This window comes from Kitasatospora sp. NPDC004799 (assembly GCF_040609095.1).
Taxonomy (GTDB): Bacteria; Actinomycetota; Actinomycetes; order Streptomycetales; family Streptomycetaceae; genus Kitasatospora.
This window is the reverse complement of sequence record NZ_JBEXJK010000850.1, coordinates 1-1,036: the sequence shown is the minus strand read 5'-3', so window position 1 is coordinate 1,036 and position 1,036 is coordinate 1. Positions and strand designations below refer to the sequence as shown.

Genomic DNA, 1,036 nt, shown 5'->3' with positions numbered 1-1,036 from the left:
GGCGCGCCGGCCCGGACCCGAAGATCCAGGCCGTGCGCAGGCCCGCCCGCCGGTACGGCGCCCAACTGCTCGCCGCCGACGGCAGGTTCGCCGAACTCTGCGCGACGAGCCGCCCGGAGCAATGGTCCGAGGACGGCGTCCACCCGACCCCGGCCGGCCACGCCGCGCTCGCGGCGGCCTGGCTGCGCCTGGTCGCCTGACCGGGCCGGGGCGGAGCGCGTACCCGGGCCCGCCGTCACGCCGACAGCCGTGCCGCCACCGGGCGGTGGTCGCTGCCGGTGGCGGGCAGGGTCCAGGTGGCGGTCGCGGGCAGGTCGCGGGTGAGCACGTGGTCGATCCGGACCAGCGGGAACGCGGTGGGCCAGCTGAAGCCGAAGCCGGTACGGGCCGGGGTGAGCCGGCCGGTGAGCGGGGCGAGCGCGCGGTCGTCCGCGGCGGTGTTGAGGTCGCCCAACAGCACGACCCGGCGCAGCGGTTCGGCGTCCAGGGCCCGGGCGAGGGCGGCGATGTCGTGGTCGCGGTGGGCGGTGGCGAAGCCGGTGACGGTCGTGCGCACCGAGGCGAGGTGGGCGACGTAGACGGCCAACGGCCCACCGGGGGCGAGGACTTCGGCCCGCAGCGAGCGGTTCCAGCCCGGGTCGATGACCAGCCGCCGGGACTCCGTCACCGGGTAGCGGCTCCACAGCGCGACGGTGCCGGTGCGGGCGTGGTGGGGCAGCGCCCCCTCCAGTACGGCCCGGTAGGCGGGCAGGGCGGCGTCGGTGACCTCCTCCAGCGCGACCAGGTCCGGGTGCGCGGCGAGCAGTGCGCGGGCGGTGCCGGCCGGGTCCGGGTTGGCGGCGTGCACGTTGTGGGTGACCACCGTCAGCCCCTCCCCGCCGGCCCCGCCGCCCCCGCCGGCCGGCGCCGGGCCGGACAGCAGCAGCGGCCCGAAGACCACCGCCCACACCACGGCCAGCACCCCGCCCGCGCAGGCCGCCGCCGGTGCCCGGCGCAGCGCCGCGCACAGCAGCGCCGCCACCGCCACCAGGGCGCT

1 protein-coding gene and 1 pseudogene are annotated in these 1,036 nt (G+C 79.2%); one reads left to right on the top strand and one right to left on the bottom strand.

Annotated features, from left to right (window positions below; all coding sequences use genetic code 11):
* Positions 1–200, top strand: a pseudogene (locus ABZW03_RS41275) (GDSL family lipase); the annotation flags it as partial.
* Between the two features lie 35 nt (positions 201–235).
* Here the strand turns inward: ABZW03_RS41275 and ABZW03_RS41270 are convergent.
* A partial coding sequence (locus ABZW03_RS41270; RefSeq protein WP_355270066.1) for an endonuclease/exonuclease/phosphatase family protein occupies positions 236–1,036 on the bottom strand: 801 nt, incomplete at its 5' end.